This window comes from Embleya sp. NPDC055664, assembly GCF_053618075.1.
Genome location: NZ_JBSHGZ010000047.1, coordinates 46,213 through 62,993, shown reverse-complemented (window position 1 = coordinate 62,993; position 16,781 = coordinate 46,213). Strand labels below are relative to the sequence as shown.

General features: G+C 71.3%; 16 protein-coding genes. 2 read left to right on the top strand and 14 right to left on the bottom strand.

Annotated elements, in window-relative coordinates; translation table 11 throughout:
- Positions 1 to 77: 77 nt before the first annotated feature.
- The 3 genes from ACWGR4_RS43215 to ACWGR4_RS43205 all read right to left on the bottom strand — a co-directional run bounded on the left by ACWGR4_RS43215 (position 78) and on the right by ACWGR4_RS43205 (position 1,840).
- Complete coding sequence (locus ACWGR4_RS43215; protein WP_380002287.1) at positions 78 to 602, bottom strand: peptidylprolyl isomerase; 525 nt, start codon at positions 600 to 602, stop codon at positions 78 to 80.
- A gap of 221 nt (positions 603 to 823) precedes the next feature.
- Positions 824 to 1,039 (bottom strand): tautomerase family protein, encoded by a 216-nt coding sequence (locus tag ACWGR4_RS43210; protein WP_452130042.1) that lies wholly within the window; start codon positions 1,037 to 1,039, stop codon positions 824 to 826.
- A 42-nt stretch (positions 1,040 to 1,081) separates the two neighbouring features.
- Positions 1,082 to 1,840, bottom strand: a complete 759-nt coding sequence (locus ACWGR4_RS43205; RefSeq protein WP_452130049.1) for an SDR family oxidoreductase — start codon at positions 1,838 to 1,840, stop codon at positions 1,082 to 1,084.
- 240 nt (positions 1,841 to 2,080) lie between these two features.
- Here ACWGR4_RS43205 and ACWGR4_RS43200 point away from each other — a divergent pair, with 240 nt between their 5' ends.
- Together ACWGR4_RS43200 and ACWGR4_RS43195 are read left to right on the top strand one after the other, a co-directional pair.
- Positions 2,081 to 2,944: a helix-turn-helix transcriptional regulator gene (locus ACWGR4_RS43200; protein ID WP_452130041.1), complete on the top strand. Its 864-nt coding sequence runs from the start codon at positions 2,081 to 2,083 to the stop codon at positions 2,942 to 2,944.
- Positions 2,945 to 3,044: 100 nt separating this feature from the next.
- Positions 3,045 to 3,533, top strand: coding sequence for an SRPBCC family protein (locus ACWGR4_RS43195; RefSeq protein WP_452130040.1), 489 nt, complete (start codon positions 3,045 to 3,047; stop codon positions 3,531 to 3,533).
- A 98-nt stretch (positions 3,534 to 3,631) separates the two neighbouring features.
- On the opposite strand, the gene bla is transcribed toward ACWGR4_RS43195, so the two are convergent.
- The 11 genes from bla to blsE all read right to left on the bottom strand — a co-directional run bounded on the left by bla (position 3,632) and on the right by blsE (position 16,764).
- The gene (bla, locus tag ACWGR4_RS43190; RefSeq protein WP_452130039.1) at positions 3,632 to 4,546 is read right to left on the bottom strand and encodes a class A beta-lactamase; all 915 of its coding nucleotides are present in this window, start codon (positions 4,544 to 4,546) and stop codon (positions 3,632 to 3,634) included.
- 430 nt (positions 4,547 to 4,976) lie between these two features.
- Complete coding sequence (locus ACWGR4_RS43185) at positions 4,977 to 6,350, bottom strand: M1 family metallopeptidase (protein ID WP_452130038.1); 1,374 nt, start codon at positions 6,348 to 6,350, stop codon at positions 4,977 to 4,979.
- Positions 6,351 to 6,467: 117 nt separating this feature from the next.
- The gene (locus ACWGR4_RS43180) at positions 6,468 to 7,001 is read right to left on the bottom strand and encodes a nucleoside 2-deoxyribosyltransferase (RefSeq protein WP_380002293.1); all 534 of its coding nucleotides are present in this window, start codon (positions 6,999 to 7,001) and stop codon (positions 6,468 to 6,470) included.
- Positions 7,002 to 7,044: 43 nt separating this feature from the next.
- Complete coding sequence (locus tag ACWGR4_RS43175) at positions 7,045 to 7,662, bottom strand: class I SAM-dependent methyltransferase (protein WP_380002294.1); 618 nt, start codon at positions 7,660 to 7,662, stop codon at positions 7,045 to 7,047.
- Between the two features lie 49 nt (positions 7,663 to 7,711).
- Positions 7,712 to 9,604, bottom strand: coding sequence for a hypothetical protein (locus tag ACWGR4_RS43170; RefSeq protein ID WP_452130037.1), 1,893 nt, complete (start codon positions 9,602 to 9,604; stop codon positions 7,712 to 7,714).
- Between the two features lie 123 nt (positions 9,605 to 9,727).
- On the bottom strand, positions 9,728 to 11,080 hold the full coding sequence (locus tag ACWGR4_RS43165) for an MFS transporter (RefSeq protein ID WP_452130036.1): 1,353 nt from the start codon (positions 11,078 to 11,080) through the stop codon (positions 9,728 to 9,730).
- Positions 11,077 to 12,324, bottom strand: a complete 1,248-nt coding sequence (locus tag ACWGR4_RS43160; RefSeq protein WP_452130035.1) for an ATP-grasp domain-containing protein — start codon at positions 12,322 to 12,324, stop codon at positions 11,077 to 11,079. The genes ACWGR4_RS43165 and ACWGR4_RS43160 overlap by 4 nt, the downstream gene beginning before the upstream one ends.
- Positions 12,321 to 13,499, bottom strand: coding sequence for a DegT/DnrJ/EryC1/StrS family aminotransferase (locus tag ACWGR4_RS43155; protein ID WP_452130034.1), 1,179 nt, complete (start codon positions 13,497 to 13,499; stop codon positions 12,321 to 12,323). Before ACWGR4_RS43155 ends, ACWGR4_RS43160 begins: the two co-directional genes overlap by 4 nt.
- Positions 13,496 to 14,662 carry an arginine 2,3-aminomutase gene (gene blsG / locus ACWGR4_RS43150; RefSeq protein WP_452130033.1) on the bottom strand — a complete coding sequence of 389 codons (1,167 nt, stop codon included), beginning with the start codon at positions 14,660 to 14,662 and terminating at the stop codon, positions 13,496 to 13,498. The genes ACWGR4_RS43155 and blsG overlap by 4 nt, the downstream gene beginning before the upstream one ends.
- Positions 14,663 to 14,815: 153 nt before the next feature.
- On the bottom strand, positions 14,816 to 15,787 hold the full coding sequence (gene blsF, locus ACWGR4_RS43145) for a CGA synthase-related protein (protein WP_452130032.1): 972 nt from the start codon (positions 15,785 to 15,787) through the stop codon (positions 14,816 to 14,818).
- Positions 15,775 to 16,764, bottom strand: coding sequence for a cytosylglucuronate decarboxylase (blsE, locus tag ACWGR4_RS43140; protein ID WP_380002301.1), 990 nt, complete (start codon positions 16,762 to 16,764; stop codon positions 15,775 to 15,777). Before blsE ends, blsF begins: the two co-directional genes overlap by 13 nt.
- Positions 16,765 to 16,781 lie beyond the last annotated feature (17 nt).

Sequence of the window (16,781 nt, the reverse complement as noted above, 5' to 3'; positions counted from 1 at the left end):
GATACGAGGGCGGTAACCCCGGTGCGCGATCGTGGTGCCTCCGACCTGGGAAGCGGAGGCACCACGATCGGCGTGGGTCAGGACTGGCGGCGCTCGATGGCGACGGACTGGATGACGATGTCCGTGAGCGGGCGGTCGTTCCGGCCGGTCGGGGCCTTCGCGATGGCGTCGACGACCTCCCGGCCCTCGACCACCTCGCCGAAGATCGTGTGCCGGTTCGTGAGGTGCGACGTCGGGGCGACGGTAATGAAGAACTGGGAGCCGTTGGTTCCCGGTCCGGCATTGGCCATCGCCAACAGGTACGGCCGGTCGAACTGCAGGGCGGGGTGGAATTCGTCCTTGAACTCGTATCCCGGCCCGCCCATACCCGTTCCCTGGGGATCGCCGCCCTGGATCATGAAGCCGCCGATCACCCTATGGAAGATCGTTCCGTTGTACAGCGCTCCCTTGCCGGGCGCACCGGTCGACGGATCACGCCACTGGCGAGTGCCGTCGGCCAGTCCGACGAAGTTGGCGACGGTTTCCGGCGCGTGCTCGGGAAACAGTCGCACGACGACCTGCCCGAGCGTCGTGTTCAATGTGGCGATCAGTTCTTCGGCCATCGGTATTCCGTCCTTTCGTGCGTACCCCCTGCGGGCCGCCCGCCACATCGAAGCACGCGAACACCCACCGGAGGCCCCAGCGACGCCGGAACGACAACGGATTTCCGGCGAAAAGCCCGGGCACCGACCCGACCCACACCCGAACAACCCACCCACACAAGGCAAATCACTGTTCCCGGCGATGGCCTCCCACACGGTGGGGTCGGCGGGTCGGTCGGGTGTCAGTCGTCGGTGGGCTGCGTGAGCCGGGCGAGGGTCAGGACGTTGCCGCCGATGCCCCAACCGCCGTCGGGGACCTCCTCGATGAGGACCAGCGTGGTGGCGCGGGCTCGTTCGCCGTAGATCTCGACATACAGCTCGGTGGTGCGGGTGACGATGGTTTCCTTGGCCTTTTCGTCGAGGGTTCCGGCGGGGATCTTGAAGTTCGCGAACGGCATGGGTTTTCCTTTCGAAGATGGTCTGTCGGGGTTGCCGGGCGGTCAGATGATGCCGCCGTTGGCGCGGATGACCTGGCCGTTGACCCAGTGGCCGGCCGGTGCGGCGAGGAAGGCGACGACCTCGGCGATGTCGGCCGGGGTGCCGAGGCGTTCCAGCGGCGGCTCGGCGGCGAGTCGGGCGATCGTCGCGGCGTCCTTGCCGTCGAGGAACAGGTCGGTGGCGGTGGGACCGGGGGCGACGGCGTTGACCGTCACGTCCCGGCCGCGCAGTTCGCGGGCGAGGATCAGGGTGAGCGCTTCGACCGCGCCCTTGCTCGCGCTGTAGGCGGCGTAACCGGGGAAGGCCAAGCCGGTGACCGAGGTGGAGAAGGTGACGAACGCGCCGCCGGGGCGCAGGGTACGGGCGGCCTGCCGGGCGACCACGAACGTGCCCCGGATGTTGGTGCGGTGGGCGGCGTCCAGCTCGGCCAGGTCCAGATCCGCGACCGGCGCCAGGTACATGCGTCCCGCGGCGTGCACCACGACGTCGACGCCGCCGAACTCCGACTCGGCGACGGCGAACAGCGCGGCCACCTCGTCCTCGTCGGCGACGTCGGCACGCACGGCCACCGCGCGACCACCGGCGGCGACCACGGCCTCGGCGGTGGCTTCGGCCGCGTCCCGGTTGCCCGCGTACCCGACGACGATGTCGTATCCGTCGGCTGCCAGTCGGTGCACGGTCCCCCGGCCGATGCCGCGTGAGCCACCGGTGACGACGGCGACGCGGGGCCGGACCGGACCGATGCCCGCCGCGTCCGGCATCGCGGCGTGCTCGGCTTGCCGAGCCGGCATCGGGATCTTCTCGGTTTCCTCGGCGGACATGCGAACTCCTGCGGTGGATGAGGGGAGGGATCGACGAGCCGGCCACCGCGAATGCGCTTCGGCGCGGCCGGCTCGCTGCGATCCCAGCCTGGGCCGACGGGCCCGGTCCGACCACGGCTGTGTTTACCCTGGGGTCGCCGACCCCTGGATCCACGTGGCGGCATGTCCGAGGATGGTGGCGTGAACGAGTCCGAGTTGGCCGCATTCCTGAGGACCCGGCGCGATCGGGTCCGGCCCGCCGACGTCGGACTGCCCGTCGGCCCTCGGCGCCGGGTCCCGGGCCTGCGGCGCGAGGAGGTCGCGCAGTTGGCCGGACTCTCCGCCGACTACTACACGGAACTGGAACGCGGCCGCGGCACCCGACCCTCCGCCCAGGTTCTTGCCTCCCTGGCCCGCGCCCTGCGGCTGAACGGCGACGAGCGGGACCACCTGTTCCACCTCGCCGACCGGCCGCTCCCACCGCCGCACGGCCCGGCCGCACACGTACAACCCGCCCTGCTCGGGCTGCTCGACCGGCTCGCCGACACACCCGCGCAGGTCATCACCGATCTGCACGAAACCCTCGTCCAGAACCCGCTCGCGGTCGCCCTGGTCGGACCGGCGCCGGCGCTGCACGGTCCCGCGGCAAGCTTCGTGTACCGCTGGTTCACCGACCCGGGCGCTCGGGCGATCTACCCGCCCGAGGACCATCCCCACCACTCCCGCGTCTTCGTCGCCGACCTGCGCGCGGTCGCCGCCCGGCGCGACCGCGACAGTGCGGTCCGACGCATCGTCGCCGTACTGCAACGCCGCAGCGAGGAGTTCGCCGACCTGTGGGACACCGGCGACGTCGGGCTGCGGCGGACGGACCACAAGCGCATCGTGCACCCGACCCTGGGCGTGATCGAACTCGACTGCCACAGCCTCTTCAGCGAAGACGGACGCCAACGCCTGCTGTGGTTCACCGCCCCGTCGGGCACCGAGGGCGCCGCCCGCCTCGAACTGCTGTCGGTCATCGGCAGCGAGGACATGTCTCCGGACGGCTCCGGGGCACCACGACCCTGACCACTCGCCCGCCCGCTCGGCGCCCGTCGGCCCGAGTGCCCGGCGCGCGATACTGGAACCACATCCCACTTCTCCGACACTCGGGGACGGGAGGCGCGTCATGACCGCGCACGACAGCGGTGGGCCGGTCTTCTCCGGCTCGGCCACTGCCTCGTTCACCGCGACCCCGCGCGCGGTCTTCGACCTGGTCACCGACGTGCGTCGGCTGCCGGAATGGAATGCCGCCATCACGAAGGTGCTGGAGCGTCCGGCGATTTTGGAACCGGGCGCGGAGTGGCTGGTCGTGGTCAAGCCGGCCGGCATGCCGTCGTGGCGAAGCCGCTCGCGCCTGACCGCGATCGACGCCGTCCACGGCGTGTTCCGACACCGCTCGGCGACCGACGACGGCAATCCCGGCTACGTCGAGTGGAACTGGCAGGTGGTCGAGGAAGCCGCCGCCACCCGGCTGACCGTCGAGTGGACGCTGCATCCGCGGACCTTCTGGCGCAAACGCCTGTTCGCCCCCTGGCGGGCCCGAGTCCTGCGCACCCGCGAGGTCCCCGACTCGCTGACCGCCCTGCGCCGAGCCCTCAGCACCACCCACGCCTGAATCCGCCCGCCGCACGACCCGTAGCGGAACGGAACCAGTCGGTCACACGCGGCGGGGCCGGGGGCGCCCGCCGCCTCCGGCTCCCGCTCCCGTACACGTCAGCCCAATGCCTCCGCCAGCGCCGTCGCGGTCTGGGCGAGCAGCGGTTCGTCGGCCGGCGCCGCGGCGTCGTCCTTCGTGGACAGGACCGCCATCACGATCGGCCCCCGCCCCGGCGGCCGGACGATACCCACGTCGTTGGTGGTGCCGTAGCCCCCGGTGCCGGTCTTGTCCGCGACGACCCAGTCCCCGGGAAGCCCCGCCCGCAGTCGTTTGCCGCCGGTCGTGTTGGCCTGCAGCCATCCGGTCAACCGCTCGCGGTCCCGCGCATCGAGCGCACCGCCCAGCGCGAGCCGGGCGTAGGTCCGGCCGAGCGCACGCGGACTCGACGTATCCGTCACCCGCCCCGGCTCCGCCGAATTCAGCGCGGGCTCCCACCGGTCGAGCCGGGTCACCCCGTCCCCGACGGACCGACAAAAACCGGTCACCGCGCCGGGACCGCCGAGCAGGCGAAGCAGCAGATTCGCCGCCCCGTTGTCGCTGTAGGCAATGGCGGCGGCGCACAGGTCCGCGACGATCATGCCATCGGCCAGGTTCTCGGGCCGCCCCGTGACAGGCGCATACCCGACCTCGGTGACGTCCTTCTCGGTGTACCGGATGCGCCTGGCCAGGAACTCCCCGTCCCGATCGAGGTCCCGCAGCACGGCGGCCACCGCGATGGTCTTGAACGACGAACACATCGGGAACAGTTCATCCGCGCGATGGACCACGGTCCGCCCCGAAACCACATCACACGCGAACACCCCGAGCCGTGCCGCATGCGCCCGCTCCAGCGCCCGCAACCGCCCGACGACCCCCCGGTCGTCCACACCCCGCGCGACGGCGCTTCCCGCATCCGGAACAACAACGGCAAGGACCCCCGCGGCAACCCCACCGAGAACCCCGCGCCGACTCGGACCGAACTCCACAACCATCTCCCTCGCCTCGAACATCAACCGGCGGACGGGCCGCCGACCTTCCCGCCTGCCCTCCCCCAAGATCCCGCACACCCGAAACCCACTCGCCACCCGACACCGCGGAGGAACCCCCGCCGGCATCGGGCCCGGCCGGAACCGCGCGACGGGCCTCCCGAGTACCGGGTCCCGCCCCGCCCCGGGACTGCCAAGAGGCCGGCGGCCAGGGTCGGCACGAGAGCTGAGGCAAGGATCGGGGTACGGGTACGCATCGGCTCTTCCCAGGGATCGGAGGGACATCGCCGATCCAGTCTGCGAGGCCCGCCGTCCGTGCGAATCGTCGGCGCGGAGGACGTCGACCCTGGTCCATCCGGGGCGCAATTGCCGTGCCCCGAAGTGCCGTTGCCGGGTCTCCCCCTACGGGTCCGCGCCGCGCCCCGCATGCTCACCGTCAACCGTCGATACGGTACCGCGCCCAGAACGGCGTCAGGTCCCGCGAAGTGGTCGCCCTGGCCGCCTTCTTGAACTCCGCCGTGGTGGAGACTCCGTACCGGTGGGCGGTGGCATAGTCGCGCAGCAGGATCTCCATCGCGGGTTCGCCGATCAGCCGTCGCAGTTCGTGCAGCGCGCACTTTCCGTAGTCGTAGACCACCGTCTCGTAACGTGTCGGGTGCGCGTCCCAGTACCGCATCGAGTTGGTGATCCGCTCCGTCGACGCAGCCCAGGAGAGTTCGCTCCCGCACCCCTCCCCCGTCTTCCCGAGCGCGAGGTCGGTCGCGTATTCGGCGAACGACTCGTCGAGCCACGGGCCGCCGTACTCGTCGTTGCCGACGATCCCGTACCACCACTGGTGGGCCAGTTCGTGTACGAGCGCCGTGGGCCGCACGCGGTCCAGGACGAAGCCCGGATACTCCATGCCGCTGAACCACAGATCGTCGTCCAGGACCACGTCCAGTTCGGTGTACGGGTACGCGCCGAAGCGCCCGGCATGGGCCTCGACGGCCGCCCGCGCGACGTCCAACATGGCCCGAACATCGGCCGGTTCGATGCCGCCGTCCGCGTACACGTTGATCTCGACGCCGGTCGAGGAGGTCCCGGAGATCCCGGTGAACGGCCCCGCCGCCCAGGCGAAGTCCCGCACGTCGCGGGCCGTCGCGGTGGTGACCGTGCGCCCGGGTGCGCCCGGACGGTCGACCGAGGTGCCGGTGGCCGGTACCCGCAGGTTCGACGGGTGGTCGAGCGTGACGTCGAAGTCGGCGGCGAGCGAGTAGAAGGACTCGCCCGTGTTCGTGTACGGGTCCAGGTGCCGGCCCGTCCCGTCCCGAACCGCCAGCACCGGCAGCGCGTTGCCGACGAAGGCGTGGTCGCCGTCGTGGCCGAACCGGTCGATACCGGCCGGGACCCGGATCCGCAGCCGGAAGCCGATCGTGGCGCCCTCCCCGCGACGCAGCGGCCTGCCCAACTCGATCCGCAGGGCCGTGCAGCCGACCGACAGGCCCGCCGGGACACCACCGGTGACCTCGAAGACCTCGATCGGTGGCGCGGAACACGTACCGTGCGCGTTGCCCCACAACCGCAGGTACACCTCACCGAGCGGAGCGGCCGACACGTTGGTGAATCCCACCCGCTCGTGACCGGTCCACCCGCTCCCCGAGGCGTCACCGGCCAACTCGACCGTGTAGCGGGGCGCCGCCGGGGTGCGCACCGCCTCCGCCCGCGCCGCCGGGAACGCTCGTGCCCCATCCGGGCGCACCGACCCGGAGCCGGCCATGCCCCCCGCGACGAACGTGGCCAAGGCGGCGAGCGCGGCCACGGCGATTCTCATCGAACCCCCATCCCCATAGTGATCCCCATCCCGTCCCCGTCCCCGTCCGATCGGCCACGTGCGGAGGCGGGTGGCCGGGCCTGCGCCCGACCACCCGCCGATGCGGCAACGCGCCGGTCAGCTCTCGCCCTTGCCGGTGCGCTCGCGGTGCCGGGTCACCGCCCGGTGCAGCGCCGCGTCGACTTCGGGCAGGTATTCCGCGATGTCCCGGCCCTGCGCGTACTCCACGTACTCCACTGTGGCCACGGTGTGCAGCCCCTGGACGAGGAACGTGTACTCCCGTCCCTCCTCCAACATCAGCACGATGGGCTTGTCGAAGGCGCTGGCCCAGCCCATCTCGATGTGGGTACCCGGGGAAGCCGGGAAGCCCGGGAGCGCGACGAAGACGTCGGCCTTGCGGATCTCGTCCTGGTCGAGGCCGGTGCACTGGTCCGGGCGCATCAGCTCGGCGCCCCACGCCTCGCGGCGGTGCGCGTTGTGCACGGCGAGTCCGCGTGCCTCGAAGTGTCGGATCAGGATGTCGAAGGGCGCCCGTGCGTGCTCCGGCATCTCGCCGGTGGCCGGGTCCAAGAGTTGGATGAACGGCCCGGCCAGGAACAGCGAACTCACGTCGAGGCCGCACAGTCGGTCGGTCGAGGGGGCGATGGTCATGCGGCTGCCTCCGGAATGAGATCGTGGGAACGGAACGGCGTGGTCAGGTCTTGCGGAAACACTGGATGTACGCCTGACCGCTGGTGCCGTACGTGTACTCGGTGCCCTCGTACGCCTGGTACGGATGCGACTCGACCCGGATGCTGCGGAAGTGCGGCAGGTATTGCCACCGCAGTTCCGGCCGGGTACTGAAGAAGGGGATGAACACCCCGCCGGGGCGCAGCGCTCGAACGACCTCGGGCATGGTCCTCGCCCACAGCGCCTCGTCCTTCCACACCTCCATGTCCAGGGCGGGGTCGAAGAACATGCCGTCGATGCTCTCCGACGGCAGTTCGAAGACACGTTGAAAGAAGTCGCCGCGCTCGATGGCGAGGTTGTCGGGCAGCGTCGGGTGCTTGCTTCGGAACAACTCCTCGACCTCGTCGAAGAGTTCAAGCACGGTGTGGCTGCGGGTGGCCGGATTGCCGGCGATCCGCAGCGCGGACAGCCCCAGACCGAGGCCGACTTCGTAGAAGTCCCGGCCGTATTCGCACAACATGTCGGCACTGGCCCACATCAGGTCGCGCTCCCAGGCCTGCATGGCCTGTTCGCCGCCGATGCTCAGGGTCAGCTCGCCGTTCTGCTCGACGAGTTCGATCTCGGGCTTGTCTCGGGTTTCCATGGCATCCGTCCTTTGTGATGACGTGGGAATGGGGGTTCGGGGCGGATCCTCAGGTCCGGCGCGGCACGATCCCGAAATGGCGGCGTGCCGTCGAGACGGCGAGGTCCTGCACGGCGAAGACCGTGAAGTAGTAGGCCTGCGGCGCGGTTTCGGCGGCGAACCGGACCCGGAAGGCGACGTCCTGGGGGCGGTCGTCCACGGCCCGGATCCGGACGGTGGCCGGTACCACGGTCGTGTCCTCACGCAGGTACGTGGGCACGAACAGGCCCAGTCGCACCGGTCCCGGCCGGGCGGCCGTGAGCACCGCACGCACCTCCAACTCCCCACCCTGCGCCACCTCGTCGGCCGCGTACGCCAGCAGGGACGGCGCCTCGGGCACCCGGAAGGTGACGTCGCCGCACCGCATGCAGACCGCGCAGATCGTGTCCGAGACGTGCGGGAGCAATCCGCGCCGGGTGAACTCCTGGGCGGGGCGCCCGCAGTGGCAGGTCACCTCGCGCACCTGCGGATCGAGCGAGCTGCGGTCGCCGAAGTGCGCCGGGTAGCTCATGATCTCGTTCTCGGGGTTCGCCACGACCTGTTCGGTGATCACGTGGTCGAGCGACTGGAGGTCGGCCGTGAGCGAGGAGCGGATCTCCTCGGGCGACTGGTCGGCGAGATGCGTCGGCCGGGCGAGCCACAGGTCCACCTTGCGCGCGAGCTTGACCAGCCTCGGGCGCAACGCGTGGTTGTGCGGGAGCAGTTCCGAGGTGAGCAGGGTGGTCAGGCGCCGTCCGGCGGTGAGCACGAGCGGGTCGGGGCGGTGCTCGGAAGGGGTCGGCGCGGGCATGTCCCGGGGGGTACGGGGCAGCCCGAAACGCATGAACGCCGGGTAGGGGTGTGAGCCGGCGAGGCCGGCGTTCAGGGTGTCCACGGAGTCCGCGCCGGCCAGGGCCGCGCGCATCCACGCGACGTTCTCCGGCCGATCGGAGTCGTGCACGGAGACGGCGGAGACGATCGTGCGGGCCGGTCCGTCGAGGGCGTTGAGCAGCAGCTGATACCGGGGGTCGTACAGCGCGAGGTCGGCCAGCGGGCCGCTGTTGCAGGCGCTGAGCACCACCTCGGCCGCCTCCACGCGGTTGAGCGGGACCAGCTTGTCCTCGGGCTTGTAGCAGGGCAGCCCGTACGCGCAGCGCGGCCCGAGCAGGCCGGCCCGGGGCGGGACGGCCGCGTTCAGGCCGCAGATCGTGAACTCGCCGAGGTTGACGCTGTCGTCCTTGCCGTGTCCCTGGAACGCCACCCGATGCCAGCGCGTGCCCAGGATCTCGGCCTGAATGTCGACGCGTTCGAAGTCGCGGTCGTCGAACACCCGGACCCCGGAGGGGTGCGGCGGGCGGTCGGTGTCGGTGAACAGGCCGATCGCGTCGACCCCGGCGGCCGGTGTCGAGGTGTACTGCTTGGCCACGTTCCAGGCCACCGAGGCCGCGTCGCGTCCGCTCAGCAGGGTGAGGCCGGGCTCGCGGCCGCGATAGGTGGTCAGCAGCAGGCCGCGGATCGGGTCCAGGTTGAGCCGGTCGTAGCAGCCGACGAGCAGCAGCGTTCCGGGGTGTCGACGCCGGAACGCCGCGGCCGTGCCGCAGAGTTCGTGCTCGGTCACCCAGGTGCGGGCGAGCGGGCGGGCGAGCGCGGGCAGACCGTCGGGCAGGTCCTCCGCCCCGAGCAGGATGCCCACGTCGAGGGGTTCGGGGAGGGCGATCCCGGCGTACAGGCGCGAGGCCAGTTCGACGGCGTGCGCCAGGTCCGGGCGTTCGGCGCACGCCACGGGTACGGGGGTTTGCGCGGGCGCGGCCAGGAACTCGACCACCGCCTGCGGCAGTCGGTCGAAGTCGACCACGGTGAACAGCGCGCCGGCGGGCGTCGGATCCGGGCGGTCGGGTGCTGCGGCGACAACGGGAGCGTTCATGACGGGTGACCTCGTGTGTGATGTGGATTGGCCCGGTCGGGCACGGGGCGAACCGGGTGGGGCGGACGGGACTTCGCCGGCGGTCGGCGGCCATCGCGGGGCCGGAGCGGTCGAAGGAGGCGGTCAAGTCGCGCACTGCGCCGGGGGCGCGGCCTCGGGGACGAGCACCCTGCGTCCCGCGAAAGCCAGTCCCGCGCCCACCAGGGCCACGCCGAACGCGACCGTGAACACACCGCGTGGGCCGATCGGGTCCATCAGCAGACCACCGACCTGTTGACCCATCGCGTCCCCCAGGACCGTTGCCAGCGACGCCCACGTGAACGCCTGTGCCAGCAGCCGCGGGTCCGCGAGGGCGCCGACGAGGGTCATCTCGCCGGCCGACACCAGGGCCATCGGCATGCTCCCGACGACCAGGGCGATGCCCAGGGTCACCGGGGAGGTGGTGGGCACGGTCAGCCCGGTACCGATCGCGTACGCGAGCACCAGCCGGGGGAAGCGCACATGCATCGCGACCCGCGACGGGGCGCGCCCCAGCCACAGCGCGCCCAGTGCGCTGCCGACCCCCCAGCAGGCGTACACGACTCCCGTGCCGTCGCTCGATCCGTGCGCGGACACCGAGGCCGGAATGGCCAGCGTCATCAGGCCGATCGGGACGGCACTCGCCGCCATCACGCCCATCAGCACGAGCATCGGCGGATCGCGCAGGGGGTGGCGCGGCGCGGCGCGGGCGTCGGCCCCCTCCGAGCCGGGATCGGCCACCGCTTCCGGGTTGGTGGGCACGCGCACGCAGGCCAGGCCGAGGGCGCCCGCGCCGCCGACGACGGCGACCACGGTCAGCGCCGCTCCGGCGGAGCCGCACACCATCAGGGCCGCGAGCATCAACGGTGCACCGATGACCAGGATCTCGGTGAGCAGGGCCTCCCACAGGTAGGCGGTCTCCCGTTGCGCGTCGTCGAGCGGCATGCGCGCCCACAGCGCCCGCATGCACGCGTTCGTCGGCGGCAGCGCGATGCCCGAGGCGACGGCCAGGACGGGCTGCGCCCAGGAGCCGGGTCGGGTGGCCCACACCAGCGCGGCGAGCGTGGCCGGATAGGCGAGGCCGGTCACGATCAGCACGCCTCGGCGGCCGTCGCGGTCGAGCAGGCGGGCGATCAGCGGACTGCCGAGGGCCATGCCGACCGTGTACAGCGCGGCGATCAGCCCGGCCTGCGGGTAACTCCCGCCCTGCTCGCGGATCGTCAGTACCATGGCCAGCGACATCAGGTAGACGGGCAGCCGGGCGACGACACTCCACCAGGCCACGCCGGCGACGCCGGGGCGGGTGAGCAGGGCACGGAAGCGGGTGAACAGCCCGCCGCCGGGCTCGGAGGCCGCCGCCGGCGCCGAGTTCGCGGCGGCCGGGCCCGGGTCGACCACGGATCCGGCGTCGGTCCCGGTCTCGGTGTCGGTGTCCTCCCGACGCGGAGCGGCGGTCATCCGGACACCGGATCAGGTTCGCGGACCGGGGCAACCTCGATCGTGAAGGCGTCCAGGACCGCCCGCATACGCCGTTCGACCTGCCCGATCGACTCGCCCACGACGTGGACGTGTCCCGAGGCGTTGTGCGACGCGCGGCGGGCCGTCACCGTGTCGCCGACCCCGGCCCGCACGACCGCGTCGACCACGCCGGGCAGGCGCAGGAGTTCGTCCGCCGAGGTGACCCGGCGTACCGTTCCCGATCCGGGCAGCGGCAGCAGCAGATCGCCGGCGCACCGGCGTTCGCGGTAGTCCAGGCGGGGGCGGCGGCCAAGGTACACGTCCAGCGTGGCCGCGAAGACGTCGAATCCGTAGGCGTGTCCGTGGTTGGCGGGGATCTCGCAGCCGGCCAACCGGATCCCGATCTCGCCGGCGTAGACCTGCCCGTCGACCACGAAGAACTCCATGTGGGCGTATCCGTGGTCGATGCCCATGCCGGTGACGATGCGCTGGAGCAGGGCGGGCAGGTCCACGGCCGGGCCCTCGTCCGTACCGACGCTGATGTTGGCGTTCATCGCGCCGTCGACGATGGCCAGCGGGCGGTAGGGCATCGCGCTGGGCCAGGCGCTCAGTACCTCGCCCTCGTGGATGAGCGCGCACACCTCCCATTCGGTGCCGCCGAGGTACTGCTCGACCATGAAGTCGCGGGCGGTGAGGTCGATGTCGCGCACCGCGTCCCGGTCGCGCAGCAGGTGGGTGTCGACGCACGCGAACGAGTCCACCGGCTTGAGCACGAGCGGCCATCCGTGTTCCGCGGCGAACCGCTCCACGTCCGCCGCCGACCGCACGTGGCCGAAGGCGGCGGTGCGCAGGCCGAGTTCGCGGAACCGCCGCTTCATCGCGGCCTTGTCACGCACCCAGGCCACCTGGTGTTCGCCGAGGTGGGGCAGTCCGGCCAGGGCGGCGAAGCGCTGCGCGACGTGCTGGCGCGGCTCGGAGGGGTTGCAGAAGCGGGTGGGCGGTGTGGGCAGTTCGGCGGCCCACTCCCGGTAGCGCCGGGCCTCCTCCGCCAGGGGCACACCTTCGCGAACCCAGAACGCCGGCAGGTGCGCGGTCTCGCTCAGGTAGTCCTCGCGCAGATCGCCACGCAACTCGGCGAACCGCAGCAGGACCAGGCCTTCGGGCAACGCCCGTGCCGCGTAGCGGGTGAACGACGAGGCACGATCGTCCACCATCAGCAACACGGGCGCCCGCCCCGCGCTCACACCGCCTCCAGGACGCGCCGGATCGCCTTGACCGCGGCGACCTGTTCCGCCTCCGGCAATTCCGGCGCCAGCGGTACGCACAGCGTGCGGTCCAATCGATCGCGGGTACGCGCGAATCCGTCGTGGCTGAGCATGAGCGAGCCCTCGGGGGCGTGGTTCCACGGGAAGCCGTCGGCGTAGAGCGAGCGGCGGCCGGTGAGTACCGGGTGCTCCGGCAACAGGTACTTGTTCAGCGTCCAGTTGGCGATGCCCTCGGCGGTCAGCGCGGCCACGGCGGCGTCGCGCAGCGCGCGGTCGCGGCAGCGAAAGCGCAGGCTGACCTTCGCGTCGCCCGCCGCGCGCGGCCGTACCTCCAGGTCCGCCCGGTCCGGCAGGTCCCCCATCGCGATGGCGTACATGCGCTCCAGCCCCTCGAGGAGTTCGTCGAGATGACGGAACTGCTGGCACTGGACCGCGGCGACCTGCTCGCCGGTGACGAAGTTCTCCCCGTAGTAGGCGTCTTCGTTCCAGGTGGGATAACGCCCGGGCACCCGCGCCGAGCCGTGGTCGTGGTAGCAGCGCATCGCCGCCCACGCCTGCTCGTCGTTGCTGATCACCAACCCGCCCTCGCCCGAGGTGAGCACCTTGTTGTGGTGGAAGCTGAAGGTCCCCGCGTAGCCCGCGGTCCCCACCGAACGGCCGTCCGGGAAGCGGGCGCCGAGGGACTGGGCACAGTCCTCGATCAGATACGGCACCCCCTCGGGCAGCGTGGCCACCGCGCCCTCCATGTGGGCCACGATCACCCGTTCGGCGTCGGACGGCAGCAGCGTGGGGTCCAGCGACAACGAGTCGTCGGCGTCGACCAGTACCGGGATCAGCCCGCAGGACAACACGGCGCCGGCCACCGCCACGAACGTGACGGCCGGCATGTACACCCGGTCGCCGATGCGCGGGCGGGTGGCGATCAGCGCGAGTCGCAGCGCCTCGGTGCAGTTGTGTACGGCCAACGTGTGAGCCACGCCCAGGCGTTCGCAGGTGACCCGCTCCAACCGCGAGGCCATGCTCTCGGTTTCGGTCTGGTAACGGAACAACACCTGGTGGTCGATCACCTCCCGCAGTTCCGTCATGTCGGACCAGTCGAGCCAGTTCGCGCCGTAGGGCAGGAAACGTTGTCCCAGTCGCTTGTCCAGGGTCATCGCGTGTCCGCCTCCGTGATCGGGTACACCGCGTTGTCGACGAGCATTTCCTCGCCCTTGTGGTTGCGCAGGCGCAGGCCGTCGGGGGTGACGGTGAAGTAGGGCCGCGCGATGGGGATCTTGCCGAGGCGGGTGGTCAGCACGTACTGCGGCACCCCGAAGCCGGTGATGTGGCCCTGGAGGCCCTCCATGATCTCCCAGCCCTTGGCCACGGAGGTCATGAAGTGCGAGACGCCGGTGACGTTGTCGCAGTGGTACAGGTAGTACGGGCGGACCCGGATACGCAGCAGTTCCGTCATCAGCGTGCGCATGGTCGCGACGTCGTCGTTGATCCCGCGCAGCAGCACGGTCTGGTTCCCCACCGGGATGCCGTGGCGCAACATGCGGTCCACCGCCGCGCTCGCCTCCGGGGTGATCTCCTTGGGGTGGTTGAAGTGGGTGTTGACCCATACCGGGTGATACCGGGCCAGCATCTCGCACAGTTCGTCGGTGATGCGCTGCGGCAACAACACGGGGAATCGACTGCCGATCCGGATGATCTCCACGCTCGGGATCGCCCGCAGTCCCGCGATGATCTCCTCGAGTTTGCCGTCCCGATAGGACAGCGGATCCCCGCCGGTCAGCAACACGTCCCGGATCTGCGGGTGTTCGGCGATGTAGCGCAGATCCTCGTCGAAGGACTCGCCCTCGTCGTCGCGGAAGTAGGTGCCGTTGACGTCGGTGGTGTGGAACTTGCGCGTGCAGTGCCGGCAGTACACCGGGCATGCCTCGGTGACCAGCAGGATGACCCGGTCCGGATACTTGTGCACGACACGATTGGTCTTGCGGTAGAACGTGTCGCCGACGGGGTCGACCTCCGCGCCGGAGAACTCGACCAGTTCGCCGCCGGCGGGCACGGCCTGTTGCCGTACGGGACAGAGCGGGTCGTCGGGATCCATCAGCGAGGCGTAGTAGGGCGTGATGCTCCAGCGATATCGCCCCGCCACCCCGGCGATCGCCTGCTCCTCCTCGGGAGTGAGGTTGATCCACTGCCGGGCCTTGTCGACGTTGGTGATGCGTCGACGCATGTGCCAGTGCCAGTCGTTCCAGTCCGAGTCGGGGACATCGGGGCGCACGATCGTGGCGGCGGCCTGGGTGTCGGTGTCGAGGGGGATGGCGGACATGGCGGCTCCAGGGTTGACGGACCTTCGGCGACGCGAGGCGTGCGGTCGGGTGCGCGGGGCGGGGCCCGGCCGGTGGTGGTGACCCGGGCGCTCAGCGGGGGCGGTGCGGCCGGGTGGAGACCCGGCGGAAAACCCGGTCGGGTACCGGGCTGCTCACAATGGTGCGAGCGCGAGTTGGCGGAGTGTGCGGGCGACGCGTTGCGCGCCGCGCAGATCGTCCGGTTCGGGGTCGAGTAGGTCCCAAGGCACGGCGCCGTCGGACGATTCCCATACGGAGTCGTGCTCGGGATCCTCGACGAGCGGAATGGGGAGCAACCGCCGCATCCGCGTGGCCAGATCGCGCTGGGCCTCGCCCAGGGCGGGTAGGAACGCGAGCGGCGCACGCCGGGCCCGGGCCAGGGCGACGGCGCCCAACGTCGGTGCGGCCAGGAAGACTTCGGCCTCGGCGTGCAACGCGTCCACGTCCACGTCGACCGCGCGGCTCACCCGCACCCGCCGGTCGTCGCCGAGACCGGCCAGCGCAGCGCGGATCGGCTTCAGCCGCGTATCGCAGACCACGTCGCATCGACCGGTCCGGCGCAGCGCCGCCCGAACCAGCGCGGGCACCGTCTCGGCGGCGAAGGTGTCCGCCTCGGCGGCCGGCACCTCCCACGCCGACAACAGCAGCAGGGTTCCGCCGCGTTGCCGCCCGCGCGCCGACCGGGCGGGCGCGAGCAGGCCGGTGGGTCGGGCCTCGCCGGCGCCGGGCGCGGGGTCGGGCAACCATCCGGGCCGATGGACCCGATGCAGCACTCCGTCGACGCGCGCGGGTGGGTCGCCCGGGGGCCGGTGACCCGACGTCAGGTGTACGACCGGCACGCCGGACGCGCGGAGTCGGCCCGTGGCGTCCTCGTCGTCGCAGACCAACACCACGTCCGGCCGCGGCTCGTCGGGGGCCTCCCGTACCGGCCGCAGGTCCCCGAGATGGGCGGCGATCCGGCGCCGGGCGAGCAGCGAGTCCAGGTGCTCGTCGCGGGAGACCAGCAGGATCCGCCGCGCGGACTCGGCGGACGGTGCCGCGGAGCCCGGCCCCTCGCCGGCCGTTCGTCGCGCGTCGGCTCCTTCCCGGGGAGTCAGTACTGCCATGCCGTCACCGACCCCAGCCGGGCGACGTCGTCGCTGTAGCCGGCCGCCGTGGTGGAACATCCGTTGCACACCAGGGGCCCGCGTTCGCGGTAGAAGTCGGCGTGCGCACGGAACGCCGGGGTGTCCAGGTCGATCACACCCGCTTCGCGCAGCGGCGCGCCGCCCGGGCCGTCGTCCCCTTCGCGGTGCGGGATGCAGCTGCACGCGTACATCCGCCCGTACTTGCCGTCGATGTAGATGACGTCGTCGGCGACGTGGCACTGCGGCAGCGACGCGCGCGGGGTGACGGATTCGGCGAAGTAGCGTTCCTGTTCCGCAGGTTCGTCACCGTAGAAACGTTTGCCCATCGGCACGAGCAGCACGTTCGGGTCCGCGTCGTAGACGCGGTCGCAGACGCGGCGCACGTCGTCGGGGTCGGGATAGGTGATGCTGCGGTCCAGTTTCAGCGCGGACAACTCCCACTGTCGCACTCCGGCTCGCGTCAACACCTCCTGGAGCAGCGGCATTTCGTGGTAGTTGTGTGGTCCGACCACGGTGTTGACCCGGGGCAGGACGCCGAGGTCGGCGGCGGCGCGCAGTCCGCGCAGCCCGCTGTCGAACATGCCTGGCGATCGGCGGTAGACGTCGTGCGTCGCGGCGGACGCCCCGTCGAGGCTGACGATCACCTGGGCCAGGCCCGCCTCGGCCAGCCGCTCGGCCATCCTGGGCAACATCGAGCCGTTGGTGATCAGGGACATCTTCATACCGGCCGCCGCGCCGGAGCGCACCAGGTCCACCACGTCCGGGTGCATGAGGGGTTCGCCGCCGGTGAAGCGCACATAAGCCACGCCGGCCGCGCGGGCTTTCGGCAACAGGTCGGCGAAGTCCTCGCGCGAAAAGCGGAATGTGTCGCGCGACAACGCGAAGTCGCACATGAAACAGTCGGCGTTGCAGGCTTCCAGAATCCGGATGAACAGATAACGATGACGCTCACGCACAGGGGACCCCTTCGGGC

Excerpts from the sequence above, each read along its gene's own strand:
- ACWGR4_RS43195 (WP_452130040.1), top strand. The coding sequence starts at position 3,045 with ATGACCGCGCACGACAGCGGTGGGCCGGTCTTCTCCGGCTCGGCCACT.
- ACWGR4_RS43180 (WP_380002293.1), bottom strand. The coding sequence starts at position 7,001 with ATGACCATCGCCCCCTCGACCGACCGACTGTGCGGCCTCGACGTGAGT.
- ACWGR4_RS43210 (WP_452130042.1), bottom strand. The coding sequence starts at position 1,039 with ATGCCGTTCGCGAACTTCAAGATCCCCGCCGGAACCCTCGACGAAAAG.
- ACWGR4_RS43175 (WP_380002294.1), bottom strand. The coding sequence starts at position 7,662 with ATGGAAACCCGAGACAAGCCCGAGATCGAACTCGTCGAGCAGAACGGC.
- ACWGR4_RS43170 (WP_452130037.1), bottom strand. The coding sequence starts at position 9,604 with ATGAACGCTCCCGTTGTCGCCGCAGCACCCGACCGCCCGGATCCGACG.
- blsG (WP_452130033.1), bottom strand. The coding sequence starts at position 14,662 with ATGTCCGCCATCCCCCTCGACACCGACACCCAGGCCGCCGCCACGATC.
- ACWGR4_RS43205 (WP_452130049.1), bottom strand. The coding sequence starts at position 1,840 with ATGCCGGACGCGGCGGGCATCGGTCCGGTCCGGCCCCGCGTCGCCGTC.
- blsF (WP_452130032.1), bottom strand. The coding sequence starts at position 15,787 with ATGGCAGTACTGACTCCCCGGGAAGGAGCCGACGCGCGACGAACGGCC.
- ACWGR4_RS43185 (WP_452130038.1), bottom strand. The coding sequence starts at position 6,350 with ATGAGAATCGCCGTGGCCGCGCTCGCCGCCTTGGCCACGTTCGTCGCG.
- ACWGR4_RS43215 (WP_380002287.1), bottom strand. The coding sequence starts at position 602 with ATGGCCGAAGAACTGATCGCCACATTGAACACGACGCTCGGGCAGGTC.
- bla (WP_452130039.1), bottom strand. The coding sequence starts at position 4,546 with ATGGTTGTGGAGTTCGGTCCGAGTCGGCGCGGGGTTCTCGGTGGGGTT.
- ACWGR4_RS43155 (WP_452130034.1), bottom strand. The coding sequence starts at position 13,499 with ATGACCCTGGACAAGCGACTGGGACAACGTTTCCTGCCCTACGGCGCG.
- ACWGR4_RS43165 (WP_452130036.1), bottom strand. The coding sequence starts at position 11,080 with ATGACCGCCGCTCCGCGTCGGGAGGACACCGACACCGAGACCGGGACC.